15 protein-coding genes are annotated in these 18413 nt (G+C 61.4%); 1 reads left to right on the plus strand and 14 read right to left on the minus strand.

All coding sequences use genetic code 11. From position 1 onward, the window contains the following. Nucleotides 1–23: 23 nt before the first annotated feature. The 14 genes from mdcH to pilG form a co-directional block, all read right to left on the minus strand. The gene (mdcH, locus tag HUW52_RS29015) at nucleotides 24–938 is read right to left on the minus strand and encodes a malonate decarboxylase subunit epsilon (RefSeq protein WP_175555537.1); all 915 of its coding nucleotides are present in this window, start codon (nucleotides 936–938) and stop codon (nucleotides 24–26) included. Then, the gene (locus tag HUW52_RS29020) at nucleotides 935–1555 is read right to left on the minus strand and encodes a malonate decarboxylase holo-ACP synthase (protein ID WP_175555538.1); all 621 of its coding nucleotides are present in this window, start codon (nucleotides 1553–1555) and stop codon (nucleotides 935–937) included. The genes mdcH and HUW52_RS29020 overlap by 4 nt, the downstream gene beginning before the upstream one ends. Next, the gene (gene mdcE / locus HUW52_RS29025; protein WP_175555539.1) at nucleotides 1549–2334 is read right to left on the minus strand and encodes a biotin-independent malonate decarboxylase subunit gamma; all 786 of its coding nucleotides are present in this window, start codon (nucleotides 2332–2334) and stop codon (nucleotides 1549–1551) included. The genes HUW52_RS29020 and mdcE overlap by 7 nt, the downstream gene beginning before the upstream one ends. Then, nucleotides 2331–3182, minus strand: a complete 852-nt coding sequence (locus tag HUW52_RS29030; protein ID WP_175555540.1) for a biotin-independent malonate decarboxylase subunit beta — start codon at nucleotides 3180–3182, stop codon at nucleotides 2331–2333. Before HUW52_RS29030 ends, mdcE begins: the two co-directional genes overlap by 4 nt. Then, on the minus strand, nucleotides 3175–3474 hold the full coding sequence (locus HUW52_RS29035; RefSeq protein WP_007913697.1) for a malonate decarboxylase subunit delta: 300 nt from the start codon (nucleotides 3472–3474) through the stop codon (nucleotides 3175–3177). Before HUW52_RS29035 ends, HUW52_RS29030 begins: the two co-directional genes overlap by 8 nt. Continuing rightward, a complete protein-coding gene (locus HUW52_RS29040; RefSeq protein ID WP_175555541.1) occupies nucleotides 3474–4346 on the minus strand; it encodes a triphosphoribosyl-dephospho-CoA synthase in 873 nt (290 codons plus the stop codon). Before HUW52_RS29040 ends, HUW52_RS29035 begins: the two co-directional genes overlap by 1 nt. After that, a complete protein-coding gene (gene mdcA, locus HUW52_RS29045; protein ID WP_093429846.1) occupies nucleotides 4346–6016 on the minus strand; it encodes a malonate decarboxylase subunit alpha in 1671 nt (556 codons plus the stop codon). Before mdcA ends, HUW52_RS29040 begins: the two co-directional genes overlap by 1 nt. Before the next feature lie 297 nt (nucleotides 6017–6313). Continuing rightward, a complete protein-coding gene (locus tag HUW52_RS29050; protein ID WP_034153647.1) occupies nucleotides 6314–6679 on the minus strand; it encodes a DUF6124 family protein in 366 nt (121 codons plus the stop codon). A gap of 530 nt (nucleotides 6680–7209) precedes the next feature. Further along, nucleotides 7210–7680: a chemotaxis protein CheW gene (locus HUW52_RS29055; protein ID WP_175555542.1), complete on the minus strand. Its 471-nt coding sequence runs from the start codon at nucleotides 7678–7680 to the stop codon at nucleotides 7210–7212. Further along, nucleotides 7673–13570 carry an Hpt domain-containing protein gene (locus tag HUW52_RS29060; protein WP_175555543.1) on the minus strand — a complete coding sequence of 1966 codons (5898 nt, stop codon included), beginning with the start codon at nucleotides 13568–13570 and terminating at the stop codon, nucleotides 7673–7675. Before HUW52_RS29060 ends, HUW52_RS29055 begins: the two co-directional genes overlap by 8 nt. An 11-nt stretch (nucleotides 13571–13581) precedes the next feature. Beyond that, nucleotides 13582–15630, minus strand: coding sequence for a methyl-accepting chemotaxis protein (locus HUW52_RS29065; protein WP_175555544.1), 2049 nt, complete (start codon nucleotides 15628–15630; stop codon nucleotides 13582–13584). Between the two features lie 154 nt (nucleotides 15631–15784). Then, nucleotides 15785–16324 carry a chemotaxis protein CheW gene (locus HUW52_RS29070; RefSeq protein ID WP_016985967.1) on the minus strand — a complete coding sequence of 180 codons (540 nt, stop codon included), beginning with the start codon at nucleotides 16322–16324 and terminating at the stop codon, nucleotides 15785–15787. Nucleotides 16325–16334: 10 nt separating this feature from the next. After that, nucleotides 16335–16700: a twitching motility response regulator PilH gene (gene pilH / locus HUW52_RS29075; RefSeq protein WP_026000666.1), complete on the minus strand. Its 366-nt coding sequence runs from the start codon at nucleotides 16698–16700 to the stop codon at nucleotides 16335–16337. Nucleotides 16701–16760: 60 nt separating this feature from the next. Continuing rightward, nucleotides 16761–17165: a twitching motility response regulator PilG gene (gene pilG / locus HUW52_RS29080; RefSeq protein ID WP_007913673.1), complete on the minus strand. Its 405-nt coding sequence runs from the start codon at nucleotides 17163–17165 to the stop codon at nucleotides 16761–16763. Between the two features lie 225 nt (nucleotides 17166–17390). On the opposite strand from pilG, the gene gshB reads away from it, so the two are divergent. Further along, nucleotides 17391–18362 carry a glutathione synthase gene (gshB, locus tag HUW52_RS29085; RefSeq protein WP_175555545.1) on the plus strand — a complete coding sequence of 324 codons (972 nt, stop codon included), beginning with the start codon at nucleotides 17391–17393 and terminating at the stop codon, nucleotides 18360–18362. The last annotated feature ends 51 nt before the right edge of the window (nucleotides 18363–18413 follow it).

Below are 18413 nucleotides of genomic sequence, written 5' to 3' on the forward strand. Positions count from 1 at the left end.
AGCTTGAGTCGGCGGTTTTAGAGTTAGTGGCCACCCTCCTCACGCAACAGCGCCTGCAAGGTGTCGAGACGCGCACTGTCGAAGGCAGTGACCGTGCCCTGCTCGAACACCCGGCGCGCCAGCCCGGTCAGCACCGCACCGGGCGGCAGTTCGATCTGTAAACGCACGCCACGCTCGTAGGCGCTTTGTACGGTGCCGCGCCAATCCACCACGCGGCACATGTTGAAGGCGAGGTCGTCGCGCAGCGCTTCGACGTTGATCACCGGACGCGCGCGGCTGCCGCTCAGGTAAGCGATTTTCGGAGTCCTCAATTCAACTTTGGCGAAGGCCTCGGCGAGGGTTTGTGCAGGAGCCTCCAGCAGCGGACAGTGCGACGGCACACTCACCGCCAGGCGTTTCGCCAGACCAGCGCCACGGCTGCGTGCCAGTTCAGCCACCGCTTGCATGGCCTCGTCACTGCCGGCGATCACCACTTGGTTATCGGCATTGATGTTGGCCAGATACACCGGCGAATCTTCGCTGTGTACCTGTGCGAGCAGCGTTTCGATTGTGGATAATTGCAGGCCGATGATCGCGGTCATGCCATAGCCCTGTGGATAAGCCTGTTGCATCAACTCACCGCGCAGGCTGACCAGATGCAACGCGTCGCTGAAGCTCAATGCACCCGCAACCACCGCTGCCGGGTAGGCGCCGATGGACAAGCCAGCAACGTAATCCGCCATGAGCCCGTCCTGCAATAACTGCCGCGATGCAGCGACGCCAGCGATCAGCAAACAGAGTTGAACCGCCCTTGTCGTGCGCAACGCGTCGCTGGAATCCAAGAGCAAGACATCTTCGCCAAGCACATCGCTGGCCTCGACCAAGGTCTCGCGGGGCAAGCGCTGAAGCATGCCCGCTTGCTGCGCGCCCTGGCCGGGGAACACCAGCAGACTGCTCACGCTGCCTGCTCCTGCGGGTTCCATGGATCGATCACCAGGCAAGCCTGATGAGCATTCTTCAGCAGCACACGCGCCGAACCGCTGGCCCATTCACGCAATGCCACAGCACCGAACGGCGTCTGCAATTGCAGGTCGACCCGGCATACAGTCTGATCAAAAAGCTCGACCAGTTTGCGTGCCTGATTACGCGTGATCATCTGTGGCGTACGCAGAATCAGATCGAGATCACTGGCCGCGTGCATCACTTTAAAACCACTGGCCAATTCAAACCCGACACTGCCGCTGACACCCCAGACCCAACCGCAATCGTCGAGCATCGGCCGCAGCTGTTTGAGTGCCTGCATGACCGGCAGATCGCGCTCGCTGTCGACATGACACAGCGCCTCCGGACTGACCCGACAGGCTATCGAATCCAACGCCATAAACGCCGCCAACCGCTGCTCGCGCAACACACCGCGCACGCCGACCGCGACAAAACCTTCCTCGCTCAGCGCCCGCCGCACTACCACCGGTTGCCCGGAGGCCAGCGACTCGACTGCCCACAGCGGCGCATCCGCCGGCAACTGCGCCGGAGTCATGCCCCAGAGCAGGTCATGGGCCAGAGGCGTGCTCACCACTGCGCCCTCAACAGTTCACGCACTTTGCTGGAAGCAGCACGATTTTTCGCGCCGAGACGATTGCTCAGATCAGTGCTGACGACATCGCTGATGGCTTGTTTCAGGCATTGGTTCACCCGCGCCAGATCCTCCGCTGTCGGCTGTTCAATCTGCTCAACCGACAAGGTTTCCCAGAGCAATCCGAGGCTGGCATAGCTGTCGATGTCATACGCCATCGGCGGCACACTGGCGGCCAGCGCTTCCAGCTCTTCGACACTGCGCAACGTCACCCGCGCCGCCGAAGCCTTGCCCATGGCATGCACCATCACGCCGGGATCACGCAGCGCGATCAAACGATTGGCTTGATAACCGTGAGCCAAAAACGCCCCGGACATCGCTTTACCGACCAACAACGCAATCACCGGATGCCCGGCCAACCGCGCGCGGGCGTAACTGTCCGCCGCCCCGGCCAGCGCCTGATGAATGCCGAGTGCTTCTTCGCGCCGACCATAAGCCTGGCTCGGCACATCGACGATGGCGATGATCGGGCGCTTCTGCGCTTTGTCGCGGTCAGCGCTGATCGCGTCATCCACAGCCTTGGCCAGACCCCAGCCTTCGAGCAAACCGACTTCGCCATTACGAGCGCGAGGGAAACGATTGTCCGGGTCAGCGACCACCGCGATAAAACGCCCCAGCTCTCCGTCAGCAACCCTCAACGAGGGCGGCAGTCCTTCAACACTTTTAGCGCCCGCGCTCAAGGCGTTGAACCAGTTCAAACCGCGCAGTGAATAACCGCTCATGAGCGCTCTCCTTGATACAGATCGCGAACCACCGACGGTTCGATTTGCGGGTCAGTGTTCAGGCTGCTCAGGCGTTGCAGAAACCAGTCGGCGCGTTGGCTGCGCGGTTGTTCCGGCAAACCTTGCTGAAGCAATTCACCGACCTGCTGACGAATCTTCGCCACGTCATCGGCGACATAACGATCCACCAGACCACTGGCGAAACGCTGCTCGCCACCGGTCAGGCTCCAGATGAATGGCCGGTCGCGGGAGTCGTATTCCTCGATCCCGGCTTCCTGTTCGATCACCTGCGGGCCGTTCAAACCAAGGCGCGCTTCCTGAGTCACCAATAGATAGCTGCACAGCGCAGCGGCAATCGACATACCGCCAAAACAACCAACGCTACCGGCGACCACACCGACCACCGGTTGGTACTGCTGCAAATCGACAATCGCCGCATGAATATCAGCAATCGCCGCCAGCCCAAGATTGGCTTCCTGCAAGCGCACGCCGCCGGTTTCCAGCAGCAACACCGCGCGTGTCGGAATGCCTTTGCGGTTGTCTTCAGCCGCCAGTTCCAGCGCGCCGGCAATTTTCGCCCCGCCGACTTCGCCAAGGCTGCCGCCCTGAAATGCACCTTCAATCGCGGCAATAACCACCGGCAAACCGTCGAGGCTGCCCTTGGCGATCACCACGCCGTCATCGGCCTGCGGCACCACGCCTTGGCGCTCAAGCCACGGCGACATCACCCGTTGAAACGGGTCGAGCAATTCGCGAAAGCTGCCGGCATCGAGCAAGGCTTTCGCCCGTTGCCGCGCGCCGAGTTCGACGAAGCTGTGTTTGTTGAGCAACGCGGCGCTGTCAGTCATGGCCGATCTCCTCGAAACCTTGTTCCAGACGCAAGCGCACCACCCCCGGCGTCGCACCGAAATCGTGGATATCGATGGCCATGGCCGGCGGCGTGGTGCCGTCGAACATCCGCGCAAACAGGTGCTGCCAGCGCAGCTGCGCGCCGTTGACCGAGGTCTGCACATTGATCGTCAGCTTGCCGGCCAGACCCGGTTCGATCAGCACTTCCAGATCACCCGAACCGACACAACCGACCAACGCGCGACCGCGTGGTGGCTGCCCGGCGGGGAATTCAAACGATAGGGTTTCCATCAAAACGCTCCCTGAGAGATGCCGTCGCGCTCGATACGGTCGAGCAGCAGCGTGGCGGCGAGCAAGTCGGCGGCGCCACCGGGCGAGGCATTCAATGCGATGAGTTGTTGATCCAGTTCGTGCAGGCGTCGACGCCCGCTGAGGCTGGCACTGCCACCGGCGTCGAGCACCGCTTGCGCGCCGTGTTGCATGGCGTGCAAACCCTCTTCGCCGGCGCGGTAGAGCACGCAAGTGTCGGCCAGGTTGGTCATGATCGCGAGCAAGGCGTCGAGCCGGGCGTTCTGTTCGCCCTGCCCTTTGGCACGACTGCGTTTGAGTTGTGGCAGACCGCGTTGCAGCACCGAAGGGAAGCCGAGTTGCGCTTCTTCACGAGCACCGCGTGCGCCGTAACGCAGGGCGACTTGTGCGCCGTGGCTCAATGGCTTCGGCGCGTAGCGGTCATCCAGTAAGGCCAGACGCGCAGCGCGCAGGGTCACGGCATTGGCGCTGGAGGATTGCGGTTCCAGCGCAGCGGCCGTCACCAACAACCCCAGCGCCCAAATTGCACCGCGATGCGTGTTCACGCCGTTAGTGGTGGTGAGCATCGCTTGTTCACCTTCACGACCGATGCGGCCAATCGCTTCGCGCAACGTTGAATCGACTTCACCGATTTCAACCGCCGCTTCAGCCATCTCCTTGAACGCCGGCCACAACGACAGCGCAGAAGCGTGCATCAGGCCCAGATGCAGATCGGTGTGCGCGCCATTGCCGCGACGGTCGACCAGTGCCGGTTTCGGCGACAGATCGGCTTCGTCGATCAACGCGTCCACCGCCAGGTCGGCCAATCGATCAGCCAGGGACAGCGGTTTCGCTTGCAGGTTAAGTGCGTGCATTACCAGCTCCTGAATTTGGCGGGCGGGTTGTACAGGCCGCCGGACCACTCGACCAGATCAGCCACGCTTTTCGCCGCGAGCAATTCGCGGGTGGCGTCGGTGCGGCGGATACCGAGGTCTTCGGGCAAGGCGATCAGGCCTTCGCGGCGCATGCGTTCGGTGTCTTTCGGGTTGTGGCGCAGGCCGATAGCGGTGACGCCCGCGACGGCGGCGATCATCGCTTGGCGTTCTTCCAGCGAGCGCGCCTTGTACAGGTAGGCGATGCCTTCTTCGGTGAGCAGGTGGGTGACGTCGTCGCCGTAGATCATGATGGGCGCCAGCGGCATGCCGCTTTTCTTCGCCACTTCTACCGCGTCGAGGGTTTCGACGAAGGTCGGTTTGCCACCCTCCTGGAAGGTCTCGACCATTTGCACCACGAGTTTTTTGCCGCGTTCGAGCATCGGTTGCTGCGAGTCGTCGTGGCGCATGTCCAGCCACGCCGGGGTGCCGTGACGGCGACCGCGCGGGTCGTGGCCCATGTTCGGCGCGCCACCGAAACCGGCGAGGCGACCACGGGTCACGGTCGAGGAATGGCCGTCGCCATCAACCTGCAACGTCGCGCCGATAAACAGATCCACCGCGTATTGCCCGGCCAGTTGGCAGAACATCCGGTTGGAACGCAGCGAGCCGTCGCGGCCGGTGAAGAACACGTCCGGGCGGGCGGCGATGTAGTTTTCCATGCCCAGTTCGGTGCCGAAGCAATGCACGCTTTCGACCCAGCCGCTCTCGATCGCCGGGATCAACGTCGGGTGCGGGTTGAGCGTCCAGTTGCGGCAGATCTTGCCTTTGAGGCCGAGGGATTCGCCGTAGGTCGGCAGGATCAGCTCGATGGCGGCGGTATTGAAACCGATGCCGTGGTTGAGCGACTGCACGTTGTGTTTTTCGTAGATGCCGCGAATCGCCATCATCGCCATCAGCACGTGCACAGGCTTGATGTGGCGCGGGTCACGGGTGAACAGCGGTTCGATGTAGAACGGCTTGTCGGCGACCACGACGAAATCGACCCATGACGCAGGAATATCTACGCGGGGCAGTTCGCTGACGTCGTCGACCAACTGGTTGACCTGGACGATGACGATGCCGTCGCTGAACGCCGCCGGTTCGATCAATGCCGGGGTGTCTTCGGTGCTGGGGCCGGTGTAGATGTTGCCGGCGCGGTCGGCCATGAAACCGGCCGAGAGCACGACGTTGGGGATCAGGTCCACCACCAGCCGCGCGTAGAGTTCGATGTAGGTATGAATCGCGCCGATTTCCAGCAGGCCGTCTTCCAGCAACTGGCTGATGCGCAGGCTCTGGGTGCCGGCGAAGGAGAAATCCAGTTTGCGGGCGATGCCGCGTTCAAACAGGTCGAGGTGTTCCGAGCGACCTACGCTGGGCATGATCATGTGCAGGTCGTGGAGCTTTTCCGGGTCGGCTTTGGCCAGCGAACGGGATAGGAAATCCGCCTGCTTCTGGTTGTTGCCTTCGAGCACCACACGGTCGCCGGGATGAATCAGCGCTTCGAGCGCGGCGACGATCTTGTCGGTGGGCAACACCACACCGTCGGCCAGCCCGCGCACCTTGTCGAGCCGGCGCTGCTTCTCATCGCGCCGCCGCGTCCAGCGCGAGTCGGGGGAAATTGTTGTTGTCATGCTCACTCCACGGGGTTCGCTGTCGTGGAGCTAAGGTAGGCGTGTGGGGTGGGGGCATCAATCAAGCGCGGTGGTGAATCGTTACGCTCAGGGTAACGATCAAGAGCCGCCCTCACCCTAGCCCTCTCCCGGAGGGAGAGGGGACCGACCGAGGTGTCTGGCGCCATACATCGACCTGCCCCACCGAGTCGATTATGGATTCACAGCAGTATTTTCAGGTCGGCGTAACTTGTGAGCATCCCACGGTCGGCCCCCTCTCCCTCCGGGAGAGGGCTGGGGTGAGGGTCAGCTTTTAAGTCACTCCGTCGGCACCAACCTGTCCAACAAACGATTGACCGCCATCTCCGCCACCATCACCACCTGCGCAATACCCTGCACAGTCTTGCGGTGCGTACCCTCCACCATTGCCGCATGGTTGTTGAGCATCACCGTAGCCGAGCCGAGGGTTTCACTGGCGTCAGCCAGCAGGGATTCGGTGTCGGCATTGGGATTGGCCATGTACAGCGTGTTGGGGGTATAAGGCGTGGCCATCAGGTCGGCGTTGGTCGGGCCGAGGTAATGGTCGAGGGCGCGTTCGGCGGCTTCGTGGAATTTCTTCGAATCGGGGGATTCGTAGGGGGATGCCGGGTCGGTGAGCGGGGGGTTAGGCGTAGGTTTAATCATCTTCAGGTTCCGAAATAAAGCTGGAACCACTTCTCTGCTAAAAGAAGGGGTGGCAGCTGAACGCAGGTTAGCAGACCGGGGAACCTAAGGAAGCCGGCGCGCCGAAGCGCCCTGCGCACAGCCGCCATCGAATGCAGGCGCTAAGCCTGACGATGATGTATGTGCACCCTTAGATTAACCACGGGCTGCTAAACCCGATCACTGGAAATCAGTGACGGAATCAAGTTACGCAGCATGCCAAAGGCGCACAAGCCGGCGGATTCTGGTGCATGCGTAGGCAGCGGCGCAAGGATTTGTAGGCTAGGGAGCCGTAACACCGGGTGTCTTTAAACAGCTGAGATAAAGGGTGTTTATTACTCACAGAGATTTAGGATTTGTCTGTCGGATTGGGGTGTGGCGACTGGCGCTTTCGCGAGCAAGCTCGCTCCCACAGGATATCTTCAGAGAACGCAGATTTTGTGTACGAAATAAGCCCACTGTGGGAGCGAGCTTGCTCGCGAAGAGGCCAGCAAGATCACCGCAAACCAGGATCAGTGAACGAGCCCCGCATCCACCAACAACTTCTCCAGCCCAAGCAAGTCAGGCACCTTCGCCACTTGCTCCCCGACCTGCACCGCCGCCAGCTCCAGCGCACACAACGGCACGTCGACATAACTCAACTGACTATCAAGCTTGTACGACCGCGGAATCCCCTGCACCAGCAGCGCAATGAACTTCAACTCCGGCAACCCACCGAGCGCATTCAAAATCACAATCCGCGCCCGCTCGCCAATGACGATTTTCTGCCCGCACGCCGACTCGAAACTCAGCAACGGAATCTGCCGCTCACGCCACGTAACCTTGCCGAGATACCACGGCGGCGTGTCCAGATCGAAAGCGCTGGCCTGGTAATCAATCAACTCAGCGACAGCGACGTTAGGCAGGATCAAATTGCGATCCGCCAGCGGCAGCAACAACCCGGTCAGTTGGCTGCTGCGTTGATTATGCCGGCGCTCATGCATGTTTCTTGCTCCACTGGGCAATGCTTTCGAGCAGCACCGATTCCTGGTACGGCTTGCCGAGGTAGTCGTTGACACCGATGGCCATGGCGCGGTCGCGGTGTTTCTGCCCGGTGCGTGAGGTGATCATGATGATCGGCAGGTGTTGCAGGCGCTCGTCGTTGCGCACCTGGGTGGCGACTTCGAAGCCGTCCATGCGCGGCATTTCGATGTCGAGCAGCATCAGGTCAGGCATGTGTTCTTCGAGCAGCAGCATGGCGTCGACACCGTCCTTGGCGGTCAGCACGTTCATGCCGTGGCGTTCGAGCAAACGGCTGGTGACCTTGCGCACGGTGACCGAGTCGTCGACCACCATCACCAGCAGCGGTTTGTGCGGTTCGCTCTCAATCTCCGGCAGTGACGGCGGCTGTGCAACCCGCGCCTGCATCGCGCGGATCGGCGCGAGCAAATCGAGAATCAGCACCACCCGGCCATCGCCGAGAATCGTCGCGCCGGACACGCCCTGCACCGCCGCGAATTGCGCGCCAAGGCTCTTGACCACAATCTCGCGTGTACCGGCCATGGTGTCGACCAGCACCGCGATGCGCCGGTCGTTGTAGTGCACCAGCAGCACCGGCAACGGCAGGTTCTGGCCGAGCAGTTTCGGCCGTGGCGCGGTTTTCAGCAGTTCGCCGAGGTAGCACAGTTCATAGGTCTGGCCGCCATATTGGTAGCGTGGCGGATCAACCCGGAAGTGAGCTTCCAGATCATTCGGCAACACGCGAACAATGCCTTCGATGGTGTTCAGCGGAATCGCGTATTGATCCTCACCACACTGCACCATCAACGCGCGATTGACCGATACGGTGAACGGCAGCCGAATGCGAAAATGCACGCCCTGCCCCGGCACCGAGTCGATGCTCATGCTGCCGCCGAGTTGCCGCACCTCTTCATGCACCACGTCCATGCCGACGCCGCGCCCGGAAATCTGGGTGATCTTTTCCGCTGTGGAAAACCCCGGCTGGAGGATGAACTGCAACACGTCGCGGTCGCTGATCTCGGCTTCCGGCGCGAGCATGCCGCGCTTGATCGCCTTGCGCCGCACCGCTTCCAGCGGCACCCCGGCGCCGTCATCGCGAATGTCGAAAACGATGTCACCGCCCTCGCGGGACAGGTCGAGGCTGATCTGTCCTTGCGCCGGTTTACCCGCCGCCAGCCGCACCTCGGCGGACTCCAGACCGTGGTCGACGGCGTTGCGCAGCATGTGTTCCAGCGGCGCGGCCATGCGCTCGAGCACGTTGCGATCCATCTCGCCTTCAGCGTTGCCGACGACGAAGGCAACGTCCTTGTCCAGCTCTTCAGCGACCTGACGGACGATGCGTTTCAAGCGCGGCAACATGCGCTCGAACGGCACCATGCGCGTACGCATCAGACCTTCCTGCAATTCGGTGTTGATGCGGCCCTGTTGCTGCAACAGGTTCTCGGCGTCGTGATTGCGCCGATCCAGGGTTTCCTTGAGATCGAGCAAGTCAGAGGCGGATTCGAACAGCGCCCGCGACAGTTGCTGCAACTGCGAATGGCGGTCCATTTCCAACGGATCGAATTCTTCGTAGCCGAGGCGTTCGGCATCGACTTGCTGGCGGCTGAGAATCCGCCCCTGAGTTTCGGTGTCGAGGCGGCGCAGCTGATCACGCATCCGTTCGATGGTGGTTTCCATCTCGTTCAGGGCGATCTGCGCGTCGTTGACTTGCTGCTCGATACGGCCACGGAAGATCGAGGTTTCCCCGGCCAGATTGACCAGCTCATCGAGCAGTTCGGCGGAGACCTTGACCATGTCCGCGCCAGCGTCGGCAGCCGGCGGTGCCGCGTCAGCCTTGACCGGAACAGGTAGCACTGGCGGCGTTTCTATCGTCGCCGGGTGGCTGAAATTCTGGATCGCGTTGATCAGCCGATCGGCCGGTGGGCACGGTTGCCCGGCGCGCACGCCATCGAGCATTTGCGCCAAGCGGTCATGACCGCGCTGCACCAGCGCGAACAGCTCCGCCGATGGCTGCAAAGCGCTGCTGGAAAGACTTTCGTAAAGGTATTCCAGCTCATGGGCAAGGTCGCCGATCGGGCCGATCTCGACCATCCGCGCGCCGCCCTTGAGGGTGTGCAGATCGCGCAGCAGGGTTTCCACCTCCTGACGATTACCCGGCTCCGCCTGCCAGCGCAGCAGTGCGGCGCCGGAGTTTTCGATGATGTCGAAACCTTCTTCGAGGAAGATTTCCAGCAGCTCCGGGTCGTGGCCAGCGCTGTCATGATCGGCCGCTGGCTGGGGCGTTTCGCTGACGGTCTGGCCTTGACGCACCTGACGCAGGGTTTCGATCAAATCCTGGGCCGGGGTCAGTGGCTGATGCTGTTGCAGGTGTTCAAGCAGCAGCGCCAAACGCTCATGACTCTTGAGCAGCAGACGCCTCAAGGTTTCGCTGTAGTTGAAGCGACGATCGACCAGACCTTCGTAAAGGCTTTCCAGCTCTTGAGCCAAATCGCCGATGGCCTCGACTTCAGCCATCCGCGCGCCGCCCTTGAGCGTATGCAAATCGCGCTGCAACGAGGACAGCGGCGCAACGTTATCCGGGTCGTTCAGCCAGCGCTGCAAGGCTTGGCCGGAGCTGTCGAGAATGTCCACGGCCTCTTCAAGGAAGATCTCGACAATCTCGTCATCGGGCTCAAGCGCCGTTGCCTTTTGCTGCAACTCGGCGGTGGCGCTGCCCAGTTCACGGATGCTCAGGGTGCGGCTGCCATCGCTGCGAATCAGGCCCATCGACGACGGATCGAGACTCTCATCGAGCAGGTCATGCAAGGCACGAATCCGCTCTGGCTGCGGCGTGACTTCCTGCCCGGCGGCCAGTTCGTCGAGCATATTGATCAGCGCTTCGTGAGCGTTTTGCGCTTCCTGGAAAAACCGTTCGCTGACCGCCAGACTGCTTTCTTCCACCGCGCCATAGAGGTCGAGCAAGGCTTCACACAGCACGTCGACCGGCAGCAGATCGGCCATGTGTGCGCCTTCGCCAAGCGTCGTCAATTCATCCAGCAAGGCGCTGAGTTCCTGGCGTTCGCCGGGGTGTTGCTGCCAGCGCTGCAGGAGGTTTTCGGCGTCGAGGAGGATGTCCATACCCTGGGCGAGGAAGTTGTTGATCAGTTGCGGGTCGCGCTTGATCCGCAGGCCGGTGTGCGGTGCATCAAGGATCGACGCCAGACGCTCGGCGAGCAGGGTTTCCGAACGTTTGATCAGCGACTGCGCGCCGACAATCGGCGCCAGCGGATCATGCTTGAGTTGACGCAGGCCGACGCGGAACAGGCCCTCGGCTTCGAGCAGCAATTCCACTTCGTCGAGGTCCAGCGGCAACAGGTGCGCCTTGAACTCGCGGGCCAGTTGATCGAGCGGTGCAGCGAGTTCGGCAATCGGCAACACGCCAGCCATCGAAGCGCTGCCCTTGAGCGTGTGCAGGGCGCGCTGCAATTCATCGCTGGCCTGTAGCGGCAAATGCTCGGCGGCTTGATCGAGGAAGCGGTTGAGGCTGGCGAGGTGGGTTTCGGCTTCTTTGCGGAAGATCTCCAGCAACAGCGGATCGAGTGCGGCGACATCGTCGACGTCTTCGGCAGCCAGCGGTTCGTCACCCTTGGCCAAGGCGTGAGCACGGGCAGCCAGTTGATCGACATCGCTGCGCTGACGCTGACTATTGGTGGCGAATTCGTTGATCAACTCGGGCAGCAACAACACCGTGTCGGTCAGTACTTGCTGCACCACCAAGCCCGGTTCGACACTTTGTTCGAGCACACGGTTGAGCAGGTTTTCCACCGACCACGCCAACTCGCCAAGGATCAGTGCGCGCACCATGCGGCCGCTGCCCTTCAAGGTGTGAAAGGCGCGGCGCAGTTCGGTCAGCGCATCACGATCCTGCGAATTGGCGATCCAGCGCGGCAGGTATTCGTGGAGAACTTCGAGGACCTCGTCGGTTTCTTCAAGGAACACTTCGCGCAGTTCATCGTCGACCGGCTCTTCATCGGCCGGTGGCGGCATCAGGCTGCCGGGGGTGATCAGTGCTGGCGGGTTGAGCGCAGACACCGGACTGGCCAGAACGTCGGCCAGCGACTGTACGGTTTCCGGATCGTCGAGCGCCTGCATGTCCTGCATCACCAGCGCTTCGCTGGGGCTGAGCACGTCGTCGAGCACGGGAACGTGCGGCTCATTTGGAAAGAAACCCAGACTGGCGAGGGACTTCTGCGCGACATCCAGCAATTGCTCGCCCGGCGCCTGCGGGTCGTCGCTCAGACGTTCGAGGTAATACTCAAGGCTGCTGATGACATCCGCTAGACGATCGAGTTGTTCCCAACCCGGCTCGTGCGGATCGAGCAGCAGATGCTCGCGGATAAAACCGTTGCAGGCTTCGACCAGACTCGCCGCGCGGCTGAGCGGAATCATCGCCAGCGCACCGCGCACCTGCGTCAACAGCGCCGGCAGCGGTTGCAGGTGCTGGCGATCCCAATCGGCGTCGATGTAGTCGACGATCATGTCCTTGGCCTGTTGCAGGCAGATGCGTGCTTCCTTGATGACGATCTGATGGATCTGCGTCAGGTCAGTGGTCGGCAGGCGCGAATCTTCCGGGCTTTCCGGCTCGACGGTGCCGACCATCCCGGCCAGCGTCGCTTCGACGTAGAGCAGCGCGCCGGCAACGTCCATCAGGATGGCGTCATTCGGTTCGCGCTGGCCTTGGGCAAGGCTGAGCACCACCGCCAATTGATCGATGATCACTTTGCGCGGTTGGCCGAAACCGAGCACGGCGAGGGTGTCGGCGATCTGCCGCAACGGCGCCAGCAAACTCTCAAGATCCGAGGTGTGCTGGCGGTCGCTGCGCACGAACAGGTCGAGGCGTTCCTTGACCCGCACCAGTTCCTCACACAGCGCTGCCAGCACCGAACGCATCGCATCGCGGTCGGGGCCGGCCAGGCGCGCGCGTTCTTCGTCGACCATCGCGCTGTCGGGCAACGCGTCATCCAGAGAGTAGCGATCTTTCATGGTCAGCATCTGCCCGGTGGGATGTTCGGCTTTGGCAATATAGAACAACAGGCTTTTCAGCAGCTCCGCAGGTGGCGGCTGGTTGAGGCCGGCCATGCCCTGATCGAGCAGGCGTTTGAGTTCTTTGTCGGCATCCTTGAACAGGCTGCGCAGCGCCGGACTGTTGGCGATGACGCCTTCGCGCATGCCCTCGACCAGCGCCGAGGCGACTTGCCACAGCGGGCTCAGGGGCGAATCAGCGCTCAGCGCTTCGAGGCGGGTGAAGACTTTCGCCAGATACTCGAGGTGGGTCTGGTCATCCTGTTCGCGCAGCAAACCGACCAAGGCCATTTGCAGCATCTGGCGTAATTTGCGCAGCACGTTCGGCAGCTCTGCCGGCTCAAGCCGCGCCAGTGCTTCGGCGCTTAAGGGCGGTAACTCAGGCAGTTGCGGGCTGAACAAACTGGTTTCCGAGAGCAGGCTTTCACCACGAGCACTACGCAGATCGTTGATCAGCGGCAACACCACCAGCGGCAAATCGCGGCGGGCGCTCTGCACGCGGTCGAGGTAGATCGGCAATTGCCCAAGGGCTTGCAGCAACAGATGCAGGGCTTCGTCGCGATGGCTGACGCGCTCATGCTGCAAGGCTTCGACCAGATGCTCCATTTCTTCGGCGAGCAAGGCTGCGCCGTAGAACTCGACCATCTGCAAACTGCCGTGGACCTGATGGATGTAATCCAGGCACTCGTCCAGCCCCGGAAAAGCCTGCGGATCATCGAGCACGGCTTCAATCGCCTGATGCGCCTGCTTCAGCGTTTCGGCAATTTCGCCTTTGACCCATTCGAGGGCCACATAGTCGTGCCGATCACCCATAACAACTCCACTCACGCTTTATCTGTCGCCGCCGGCAAGGTGAAGCCGGACACCGAACGGCGCAACTGACTGGCCATTTTCGCCAGGTTACCGATGCTCTCCGCAGTAGCCGTGGAGCCGGACGAAGTCTGCGAAGTGATCTGCTGGATCACGTTCATCGTCAGCGAGATCTGCCCGGCCGAGGACGTCTGTTGCTGCGCTGCGTTGGAGATGCTTTGAATCAGCGCCGCGAGGGTCTTCGATACGCCTTCGATTTCTTCCAGGGCCACACCGGCATCCTGCGCCAGTCGCGCGCCGCGCACCACTTCGGTGGTGGTTTGCTCCATGGAAATCACAGCTTCGTTGGTGTCGGTCTGAATCGCCCGCACCAGGGTTTCGATCTGCCGGGTGGCGGCGGACGAGCGTTCGGCCAGCCGCTGCACTTCATCGGCGACCACGGCAAAACCGCGTCCGGCATCGCCGGCCATCGACGCCTGAATCGCCGCGTTGAGGGCGAGGATGTTGGTCTGATCGGCAATGTCGTCGATCAGGCTGACGATGTCGCCGATTTCCTGCGACGACTCGCCGAGACGCTTGATGCGTTTGGCGGTGTCCTGAATCTGCTCGCGAATGTTGTCCATGCCGTGGATGGTGTTGTGCACCACCTCGTTGCCCTTGTTGGCGATTTCCACCGAACGCTCCGCCACCGCAGAAGACTCGGCGGCGTTGGCCGAGACCTGATCGATGGATTCCGCCATGTCGCTGATCGCCGTCGAAGCTTCGGAAATCTGCTGGGCCTGATGCTCCGAGGCCTGGGCCAGGTGCATGGCGGTGGCCTGGGTTTCCTGCACGGCGGCAGCAACCTGGCCGGCGGTGAGGTTGATCGTCGCGACGAGATCGCGCAGTTGGTCGACGGAGTAGTTGATCGAGTCGGCGATGGTGCCGGTGAAGTCTTCGGTCACCGAGGCGGTCACGGTGAGGTCGCCGTCGGCGAGGTCTTCGATTTCATCGAGCAGGCGCATGATCGCGTTCTGGTTGCGCTCGTTCTTCTCGGCGGTTTCGCGTAACTGGCGATTGGTTTCCCGGACCATCACCAGACCGATGAGGATGATCGACGCCAGCGCCAGCAAACCAAGGACATAGCCGCCGATGGTGTCGGTGTTGCGCCCGCCGGCAAGGTTCTCGAAGCGAGTGGCCAGGTGCGAGGCTTCGTCGAGCAGGGTTTGCGAGAGGCTGAAGATGTTGCTCGCCGATTCACGGACTTTGAACAGCTCCGGCGAGGTTTCGAGGATTTCATCCACCGAGCCGGAAACGAACTGGAATAGCTCGGAAATCTCGCTCAAACGGGCACGGGCGTCACGGTCTTCGACCTGGCTGATTTTCAGCGTCGGATTGCCTTGCAGCATGCCGTTGAGCACTTGGCCGAAACGGGTGGCATCACGGCCAAAGGCATCGGCGGCTTGCTGCGAGTTTTCGTCGCCGGCGAGCACGGTGTTGACCGCGCCAAGGATGCGCTCGGCCAGCAGCGATTGACGCTGGGCCATCGCCACTTGTGCGGCAGGAGCGCCACGTTGCAGGAGGATTTCGACGACTTTTTCGTATTCGATCTGCAACTGCGGCACGGTTTCGGCCAGAGTCGCGGCGACCTGATGCAGCGACAGCACGGTCTGTTCGCTGGAGAGAATCGCGTCGGTGTTTTTCAGCAGGCGTTCCCAGTCGAGCTGCACGGCGCGCATTTCCGGGCGCACGGTGGCCGGCGCTGGCGGCAGGCCGGTGGCGGGGTCGCCCTTTTTCAGGTAACCCCAGCGCTGAGCGAAATCGTTGCGCGCATCGCTGAGCAACTTGAACGCGGCAGCCTTGCCGGCGGCGGCTTCGGTGGCGTTCTTGGCGATGCGTTGCGAGAGCACGCGCAGTTCACCGGCATGGCCGATGTACTGTTTGTCGTAGTTCGCCTGGGTGTTGAGGTAAGCGAAGTTGGCGAACAGCAGCATGATGAACACGATCAGTGCGATAAACAGCACGATGATCTGCGAGCGACTGCGCGAGCCTTCCGCCGGCTTGCCTGTTTTTGCTTTTGTCATCGGTCCTCGCCCTTAACCCACACCTTTGAGGCCTGCTGCAATCCCTGTGGGAGCGAGCTTGCTCGCGAAAGCGCTGGGTCAGCCAATATTTGTTTCGCCTGACACGCCCTCTTCGCGAGCAAGCTCGCTCCCACAGGGGACGGTGTTGAATCTGTTATACCGCGACGCTCATGAACACCGGGGATTTGGCCAGCGCAAACAGGCTGAACACCCGCCAGTTCTGCTCACGGCGGAAATAGCCTTTGACGAACTCGGCCTTGGAGCCCTGGCGCTTGCTGATCGAAATCGGTTCAAAGCTGTCCTGCTCGAAATGCTGCAGACCAATCACCTCATCGACCATCAGCCCGGCGAACACATCGCCATGCTCCACCACCAACACCCGCCGCTGTTTACGCAGCGGCGACAGTTCATGCCCGAAGAAACCACACAAATCCATGATCGGCAGCAGCCGCCCACGCAGGTTAGCCACCCCTTTGACCCATGGCTTGACCCCGGGCAACTGAGTGAAACGCGGTTCGTGCAGCACTTCGCTGACTTCGCCCATCGGCGCCACATACCAATGCTCGCCGAGGCGAAAGCCGATGCCGCTCCAGCGATCCTGGCGCGCCGGTTGCGACGGCAGGTCCGCCGCCAGCAAGCGGCAGCGCTGGTCGATTTGCCAGAGCAGTTCGAACGCGGTCAGCGATTCGCTCATGGTCGCGCGATCAGCCTTTGAGCACGTTGTTCAGGGTCTTGATCAGGGTGTCTTCGTCGACCGGTTTGGTCAGGTAATCCTTGGCGCCCTGTCGGGTGCCCCAGACCTTGTCGGTTTCCTGATCCTTGGTGGTGATGATGATCACCGGGATATGTCCGGTTTCCGGGTCTTTGGTCAACTGACGGGTGGCCTGAAAACCATTGAGGCCGGGCATGACGATGTCCATCAATACCGCGTCAGGTTTTTCCTGACGGGCCAGGGCCACGCCGTCGGCGCCATTCTCAGCCTTGAGCACTTCATGGCCGTGCTTTTCGAGCATGCCGGTGAGTTTGTACATTTCAGTCGGCGAATCATCGACGATCAGGATACGTGCCATGGTTTTCCCCATTTTTCTTGTCGACGCCCGGCCCGCTGGCCGAGCGTCACTGTACGTGTCTTACTGCGGCAAAACGGCGGCGAAGCCCGGAACATGGGCCTGGATCGCGTTGAGCAGTTCTTCCTTGCTGAAAGGCTTGGTCAAAAATTGATCAGATCCGACAATCCGCCCCTTGGCCTTGTCGAACAGCCCGTCACGCGATGACAGCATGATCACCGGCGTGGCTTTGAACGCACTGTTGTTCTTGATTAAAGCGCAGGTCTGATAACCATCCAGACGCGGCATCATGATGTCGACAAAAATGATCCCGGGATGGTTATCGGCGATCTTCGCCAGGGCGTCGAAACCGTCGATCGCCGTGATCACTTCGCAACCGACATTCTTCAACAATGTTTCGGCGGTGCGACGAATCGTTTTCGAGTCGTCGATCACCATGACCTTCAAGGCGCTGGACTGCTGTTCCATAAGAGGGCTCTACCGTCGCCTTTGCGAATCAATTTGTCCGTTTTGCGGTTATGAATGGCTCGAAACCCTTGATGTTCAAGGGCCAGCACGCTACGCCAGCCTTTTTAGCACAGTCTCCAGATGCAATCTATCGACGGGTTTTTCCTTGACCGAAAACCCGCCCGGCGCCACTCTGGCGGCACTTTTTCAATACCGATCCGGTAGCCAATTTTCGAGGAAAACCCAATGAGCGTTCGCGTCGGGATTGTCATGGACCCTATCGCCAGCATCTCCTATAAAAAGGATAGCTCGCTGGCCATGCTGCTGGCCGCGCAGAAGCGTGGCTGGGAACTGTTCTATATGGAACAGCGCGACCTGTATCAGGGTGAAGGTCAGGCCCGGGCGCGCATGAAGCCGCTGAAAGTCTTCGCCAACCCGGAGAAATGGTTCGAACTGGACGCCGAGCAGGACAACCTGCTGAGCGATCTGGACGTGATCCTGATGCGCAAGGATCCGCCGTTCGACATGGAGTTCGTTTACTCCACCTACCTGCTCGAACAGGCCGAAACCGCTGGCGTGCTGGTGGTGAACAAGCCGCAAAGCCTGCGCGACTGCAATGAAAAACTGTTTGCCACGCTGTTCCCGCAGTGCACGCCGCCGACCGTGGTCAGCCGTCGCGCCGACGTGCTGCGTGAATTCGCCGCCAAACACGGCGACGTGATCCTCAAGCCGCTCGACGGCATGGGCGGTACGTCGATCTTCCGTCACCGCGCGGGCGATCCGAACCTGTCGGTGATTCTGGAAACCCTGACCGCCCTCGGTGGCCAGCAGATCATGGGCCAGGCTTACCTGCCGGCAATCAAGGACGGCGACAAACGCATCCTGATGATCGACGGCGAACCGGTGGATTACTGCCTGGCGCGGATTCCGGCGCAGGGCGAAACCCGTGGCAATCTCGCCGCCGGTGGCCGTGGTGAAGCGCGCCCGCTGACCGACAAGGATCGCTGGATCGCTGCGCAGGTCGGCCCGACGCTGCGTGAGAAAGGCCTGCTGTTCGTCGGTCTCGATGTGATCGGTGAAAGCCTCACCGAAATCAACGTCACCAGCCCGACCTGCATCCGTGAAATCGACAATGCCTTTGGCACTGACATCGGCGGCCTGCTGATGGACGCGATCGCCAAGAAGCTGCAAGCCGCCGGCAAAAAGCCACAAGCTTGATGCACGTCACATGCAGTCTGTCGCTTGAAGCGTGAAGCCCAAGGCGTGAAA

The organism is Pseudomonas sp. 43A, from assembly GCF_013363935.1.
Taxonomy (GTDB): Bacteria; Pseudomonadota; Gammaproteobacteria; order Pseudomonadales; family Pseudomonadaceae; genus Aquipseudomonas; species Aquipseudomonas crudilactis.